The sequence below is a fragment of the Bradyrhizobium sp. genome, from assembly GCF_035309285.1.
Classification (GTDB): Bacteria; Pseudomonadota; Alphaproteobacteria; order Rhizobiales; family Xanthobacteraceae; genus Bradyrhizobium.
The window spans coordinates 61,184-68,203 of the sequence record NZ_DATGFH010000088.1; the positions used below are offsets into that span (position 1 = coordinate 61,184).

The window sequence follows — 7,020 nt, forward strand, 5'->3', positions numbered from 1 at the left end:
CCACGACGGGCTGGAAGTCGAGAGAGAGTCTCTTGGCTGCCCGTCGTGGAGAATGCAAATGACGAAGGTCCAGAAGATCACGCTATCGCCCTCGCGAGACATCCCGTTCAACAAGCTGGTGCTGAGCCAGTCCAATGTGCGCCGCGTGAAGGCCGGCGTCTCGATCGAGCAGCTAGCGGAAAGTATCGCGCAGCGTACTTTGCTGCAGAGCCTGAATGTTCGTGCCGTCGTGGACGGTAACGGCAACGAGACGGGCATGTTCGAGGTCCCGGCCGGCGGTAGACGGTATCGCGCCCTGGAGTTGCTCGTGAAGCAAAAGCGCATGGCCAAGACGCAAGCTGTTCCTTGCGTCGTGCGCGAGGGTGGCATCGCCGAGGATGATTCTCTTGCGGAGAATGACGAGCGGGTCGGGTTACATCCGCTAGACCAGTTTCGAGCTTTCAAGAGTTTGAGCGACGCTGGCTTGAGCGACGAAGATATCGCGGCCCGGCATTTCGTGACGCCGGCGATTGTGAAGCAACGATTGCGCCTCGCCTCAGTGTCGCCGAAGCTGCACGAGGTCTATGCCGAAGATGGCATGACCCTCGAGCAGCTCATGGCGTTCTCGGTCACGGCCGATCAGGTTCGCCAGGAGCAGGTCTGGGAGAACGTCAGTCGTTCCGGCTATGATGAACCGTACCAGATCAGGCGGGGGCTTACGGAGCAGACTGTCCGTGCATCCGATCGCCGCGCGCAATTTGTTGGGGTTGACGCCTACGAGCAAGCGGGTGGCGGCGTCTTGCGAGATCTATTCGAGCACGACGATGGCGGTTGGCTTCAGGATGTTGCTCTACTCGACCGACTTGTTACCGAGAAGCTGACCGCGGAGGCCGAGACGATCGCCAAGGAAGGCTGGAAATGGATCTCGGTGGCCGTGGATTTCCCCTACGGCCACGCCGCCGGATTGCGTGAACTGGAGGGCAAACCTGCCGATCTCACCATCGAGGAGCAGGCGACGATCGACGCACTCAACGCCGAGCAGGCCAAGCTGGAATTCGACTACCAGGACGCGGATGAATTGCCCGACGACGTCGATCAGCGCCTCAGCGAGATCGAAGCGGCGTTGATGGCCTTCGACGAGCGATCGGTGGTCTACGATTCCGCCGACATCGCCCGAGCTGGCGTCTTCGTCAGCATCGATTCCGAAGGACGGCTCGCAGTGGACCGGGGTTACGTCCGACCGGAGGACGAGCCGGCCGCGACTGATTCCGACATCTCGCAAAACGTCGATGCGTCGTCGACTGAGGGGCAGGAGGCCAGTACTTCTGTGCAACGTACGGCGATCTCGGTCGCCGGTCACCCGGCTGAAACCGACGAGGATGATGAGGATGCGGCAAAGCCGTTACCCGATCGGCTCATCAGCGAGCTGACGGCACATCGTACGCTGGCGTTACGCGATGCGCTGGCACAGAGTCCAGCCATCACGTTCCAGGCGGCGCTGCACAAGTTCGTGCTGACCACCTTTTACCGGTTCGCTTCCTCCGGAAGCTGCCTGGAGATCGGACTTCATACGCCGACCTTTCCAGCCCAGGCTCCGGGTCTGAAGGAGAGCGTGTCCGCTAAGGCTATCGAGGCGCGGCATGAGAGTTGGAAGGCGCGGCTGCCGAAGAATGAGACGGACCTCTGGGACGCATTGACGGCGCTGGACGGCACCGCCCAGGCGTCCCTGTTTGCCCACTGTGCGTCATTTGCGGTCAACGCGCTGTACGAGCCGGCCAACCGCACCAATCAAGGCCGGGTCTCTGCCCATGGTGTCCGCACGCGTCTTGATCAAGCCGACGTGCTGGCGCGCGCCGTCGGACTCGACATGGTCCAGGCCGGCTGGCGACCGACGGTCGACAACTATCTCGGCCGTGTCACCAAGCCCCGTATTCTTGAGGCTGTTCGGGAGGCCAAAGGCGAGTCCTCGGCGCAACTGATCGACCATCTGAAGAAGGCCGACATGGCCAAGGAGGCCGAGCGTCTCCTCGATGGCTCCGGCTGGTTGCCGGAGCCGCTCCGCCTCGTCGATTTCGCGCCGGCGCCGGCGGAGCAGGAGGGTGAAGCGGGCGCGTTGCCCGAATTCCTCGCCGACGACGAGGAGCGGGATGTCGCTGCCGACGACGATCGGCCACAGTGTCAGGCGGCTGAATGAAATCACGGCGCGGGACGACTCCGGCCGTCCCGCATTCTTCGTATCAGGGGGCCGGCGTACAGCGTCGGTCCCCATTTCGTTTGGCGAGGGCTCGAGAGGAAGAGCGCGGCCGGTAAGGGTTTGAGCCGCGGCGGTTCAGGAGAGCGCCGGGCGGTTCGGCCCATTCCCGCTCTCCGAAAGACACCCCTCATGACCGAATCTCTCGTCGGCGGCGCCAGCGCCGCGCCGCTCTCGATGCGTGCCACCGCTGTTGTCGCCTCCGCTATCGTCAGGGCTGCGCGACAGCTTTTGACCGATCTCGAACGCAGCCGGCGCATCGATGCAGCCCTTTTGCGTTCCGCCATGGAGGCAGCGTTTGGTGCCTCCGATGCAAATGGTGCCTGGAACTGGAAGACCGCCTACGACGCCTGCGAGGCGGCGACCGTCCTGTTCCTGCGGCGGCATGGCGCCGCCATGCGCACCAAGGCGGCGTCGCCGGCGGGCATGCTGTCGATGCTGATGAGGATCACCAGTTTCCTTCCGACCCAGACACGCCGGTCCGAGGAAAGTGAATCGCTCCAGCAGTTCTCGACACCAATCGGATTGGCGTACGTCGCCAGCGTTGCCGCCGCGATCACGCCGGCCGACGTCGTGCTGGAGCCTTCGGCCGGCACTGGTCTTCTTGCCATCCTCGCCGAACTCTCCGGTGCCTCACTTATCCTCAACGAATTCGCCGACAGCCGTGCCGGCATTCTCGCGCAGCTCTTTCCCGGCGTCCGCACGACGCAGTATGACGCCGCGCACATCAACGACCACCTTGATGCCGGCATTGTGCCGAGCGTCGTGCTGATGAACCCTCCGTTTTCGGCCGCGGTTCATGTCGATCGCCAGATGGCGGATGCGGCACTACGGCACATCGGCTCCGCGCTGGCTCGTCTTCCCGAAGGCGGACGGCTGGTCACCATCACAGGAGCGAACGTCGCCCCCGAAAATCCCGCATGGACCTGCTCCTTCAAGCGATTGCAGGAACTGGGCCGCGTCGTGTTCTCGGCGCCAATCGACGGCACTGTCTACGCCAAGCACGGGACCAGCATCAATACGCGCTTGACCGTTATCGATCGAGTGCCGGCTGACGATGTTGGAATATTCGTCGCATCACCCGGCATTGCGCCCGACCTGCCGACTTTGCTCGCCTGGGTCATGCAATACGTGCCGCCACGGCGGCCAGTTGCTGGCACTGCGGCTCTGGCGGTGGCGGCAATTGCCAGCGCTCGAACGCCTCGAACGGTCCGCGCCTACCTCGGCCAGCCTCAAACAGCGATGGTGCCAGCAATTGACCTCGTAGCGACCGAAGTCGTCTACGAGCCGGTCGACTGGACGCCCACGGTTGCCAGCCAGATCAGCGATGCGCTGTATGAGGCCTATACGCTGCAGGCGATCCGCATACCGGGCGCGCAACCGCATCCGACCAAACTCGTGCAGTCCGCGGCAATGGCTTCCGTGGCTCCACCAAAGCCATCCTATCGGCCGCATTTGCCGGCGAACGTTGTCGCGGATGGCATCCTCTCGGACGCCCAGCTCGAGAGCGTCATCTACGCCGGAGAGGCGCATTCGGAATTTCTCGCGGGCTCCTGGACGGTCGATACGACCTTTGACGTCGTTGCCGCCGCACACGAAGACGCCGAGAATGCCGTTCGCTTTCGTCGCGGCTGGTTTTTGGGCGACGGCACCGGCGCGGGCAAGGGCCGGCAGGTCGCGGGAATCCTGCTCGACAACTGGCTGAAAGATCGCCGGCGCGCGCTCTGGATCAGCAAGTCCGACAAGCTCATCGAGGATGCGCAGCGCGATTGGTCGGCAGTTGGAATGGAGCGTCTGCTCGTCACGCCGCTTTCGCGCTTTCGGCAGGGTACGCCGATCCCACTCGCGGAAGGCGTCCTATTTACCACCTACGCTACGCTGCGCGCCGACGAGCGCGGAGAAAAGCTTTCGCGTGTCCGGCAGATCGTTGAATGGTTGGGCTCCGACTTCGACGGAGTGATCGTCTTCGACGAGAGCCACGCCATGCAGAACGCGGTTAGCGGCAAGGGCGAGCGGGGCGAGCAGACAGCCTCCCAGCAGGGGCGCGCGGGCCTGCGGCTCCAGCACGCCTTGCCGAATGCCCGCGTGGTCTACGTCTCGGCAACCGGCGCCACCACGGTGCACAATCTCGCTTACGCCCAGCGGCTCGGCTTGTGGGGCGGTGAAGATTTTCCATTCGCCACCCGTGCTGAATTCGTCGAGGCGATCGAGGAGGGCGGTGTCGCGGCGATGGAGGTATTGGCGCGCGACCTCAAAGCGCTCGGCCTCTATGCGGCGCGCTCTCTGTCCTACGAGGGAATTGAATACGAACTGGTCGAACACCAGCTCACGCCCGAGCAGGTTCGCATCTATGACGCCTATGCCGGCGCGTTCGGCATCATCCATAACAATCTCGACGCCGCGATGCGGGCGGCCAACATCACCGGTGCGACCGGCACGCTGAACGCGCAGGCAAAATCCGCAGCGCGATCCGCGTTCGAAAGCGCCAAACAGCGCTTCTTCGGGCATCTCTTGACCTCGATGAAGACGCCTTCGCTGATCCGCTCGATCGAGCGCGATCTGGACGCCGGTCATGCGACTGTCATCCAGATTGTCTCGACCGGCGAGGCGCTGATGGAGCGGCGTCTCGCCGAAATCCCGACCGAGGACTGGGGCGACGTCCAGGTCGACATCACGCCGCGTGAGTACGTTCTCGACTATCTCGCTCACTCCTTCCCGGTCCAGCTTTTTGAGCCATTCACCGACTCGGAAGGCAACCTCTGCTCCCGGCCGGTCTATCGCGACGGCCAGCCTGTAGAGAGCCGGGAAGCCGTCGCGCGCCGTGATCGCCTGATTGAGAAGCTCGCCTCGCTCCCGCCGGTGCCAGGCGCGCTCGACCAGATCGTCCAGCGATTTGGGACTGACATGGTCGCCGAGGTAACCGGCCGCTCTCGCCGCGTCATCCGTAAGGGAGGCCGCCTCATCGTTGAGAACCGTGCCGCATCTGCAAACCTCGCGGAGACTGCTGCCTTCATGGACGACGCCAAGCGCATCCTTGTCTTCAGCGATGCCGGCGGCACCGGCCGTTCGTATCATGCCGAACTCTCGGCTCGGAATCGCAGGTTGCGCGTCCATTACTTGCTTGAGCCCGGCTGGAAAGCCGATGCCGCCATCCAGGGCCTCGGCCGCACGAACCGTACCAACCAGGCCCAGCCGCCGCTGTTCCGACCGATCGCCACCGACGTTAAAGCCGAGAAGCGTTTCTTGAGCACCATCGCGCGCCGTCTCGACACGCTCGGCGCCATCACGCGAGGTCAGCGCCAGACCGGGGGCCAGGGCCTGTTCCGGCCCGAGGACAATCTCGAAAGCCACTACGGCCGCGACGCGCTGCGCCAACTCTACATGCTGCTTGCGCGGGGCAAGCTCGAGGGCTGCTCGCTGGAGCGGTTCGAAGATGCGACCGGCCTCAAGCTCATGGATGCCAATGGCATCAAGGATGAGCTGCCGCCGATTACGACCTTCCTGAACAGGTTGCTGGCGCTGACGATCGAGCTTCAGAATATCCTGTTCACGGCTTTCGAGCAGTTATTGACCGCTCGCATCGAGGGCGCAATCGCCTCCGGCACCTATGATGTCGGGCTGGAAACACTCCGGGCCGAGAGCTTTGTCATTGCCGACCGCCGGACGATTTACGTTCATCCGGTGACCGGTGCCGAGACCAGGCTTCTCACGATCACCGAGCGCCGGCGCAATCACCCTGTGACGCTGGATGACGCCCTCGGCCGTCTTTCCGATCATCGTGCCGTCCTGTTGATCAACGCGCGCTCCGGCCGGCCCGCGGTGCAGATCCCGGCGCCGAGTTTCATGCTCGATGACGGCGAAATCGACCGGCGCGTCCGGCTGATCCGACCGATGGAGCAGCACAGCGTCCCCTTGAAGATGATGGCTGAAAGCCATTGGGTCGAAGCCGACCGCGAACGCTTTTCCGCCGCCTGGCTGGCGGAGATTGCGGGCATCCCTGAGTTCTCCGAGAGCACGATCCACATCGTGGCGGGGTTACTGCTGCCGATCTGGAAGCGGCTGCCAAACGAGTCGACCCGGGTCTACCGCCTTCAGACCGATGCGGGCGAGCGCATTATCGGCTGCAAGGTCTCGGCCGCCTGGGTCGCGAATGTCCTTGCGACTGATGCGCCGAAGCTGACGCCGGACGAAGCCTTCGTGGCGGTGATGGAAGGCCGAACCGTCCTCGACCTCTCCGAAGGCCTCCAGCTTCGCCGCGTTCGGGTCATGGGTGCCTACCGCATCGAATTGTCCGGCTTCACCGACACGATGCGCGATCGACTGCGCGCTTATGGGCTCTTCGGGGAGATCATCTCGTGGAAGCTGCGCATGTTCCTGCCGACTGACGCTGACGGAGCCGAGGTGCTCGCGAAGGTGTTCGATCGATATCCGATTGAGCGCATCGCCGAACGGGAGGCCGCGTGATGCCCCGCGATGCCTCCGAGCTTGCACATCGCCTCGCGCGCGAGGCCGAGGCGCTGTGCCGTCACTATCTGTCAAACGGTAAACGCGAGGGGAAGTATTGGCTGATCGGTGATGTCCACAATTCCCCAGGCCGCTCGATGTTCGTGCGGCTCCAGGACTCGCCGAAGGGCCCCGCCGGCAAGTTCACCGAATATGTTGCGCGGTCGATTATGTTGCGCATTTTCGATTGGGTGGTATCTCACAGACGATTGACAGCCTCTACGCAACATAATGCCAGCGCGTTGCGGGAGCTTGCGTGATGTCCCGCGACGCTTCCGAACTGGCGC

General features: G+C 63.6%; 2 protein-coding genes and 1 pseudogene. All 3 read left to right on the forward strand.

Annotated elements, in window-relative coordinates; translation table 11 throughout:
* Positions 1-58 precede the first annotated feature (58 nt).
* Positions 59-2,173 (forward strand): ParB/RepB/Spo0J family partition protein, encoded by a 2,115-nt coding sequence (locus VKR55_RS17285; protein ID WP_324405144.1) that lies wholly within the window; start codon positions 59-61, stop codon positions 2,171-2,173.
* A 189-nt stretch (positions 2,174-2,362) separates the two neighbouring features.
* A complete protein-coding gene (locus VKR55_RS17290) occupies positions 2,363-6,694 on the forward strand; it encodes a strawberry notch-like NTP hydrolase domain-containing protein (RefSeq protein ID WP_324405147.1) in 4,332 nt (1,443 codons plus the stop codon).
* Positions 6,694-6,885 (forward strand): annotated as a pseudogene (locus VKR55_RS17295) (DNA primase); the annotation flags it as partial. The gene VKR55_RS17290 and the pseudogene VKR55_RS17295, both read left to right, overlap by 1 nt.
* Between the last annotated feature and the right edge of the window lie 135 nt (positions 6,886-7,020).

What these genes read in the sequence shown, in the direction of transcription:
- VKR55_RS17290 (WP_324405147.1), top strand. Translation starts at nt 2,363, where the DNA reads ATGACCGAATCTCTCGTCGGCGGCGCCAGCGCCGCGCCGCTCTCGATG.
- VKR55_RS17285 (WP_324405144.1), top strand. Translation starts at nt 59, where the DNA reads ATGACGAAGGTCCAGAAGATCACGCTATCGCCCTCGCGAGACATCCCG.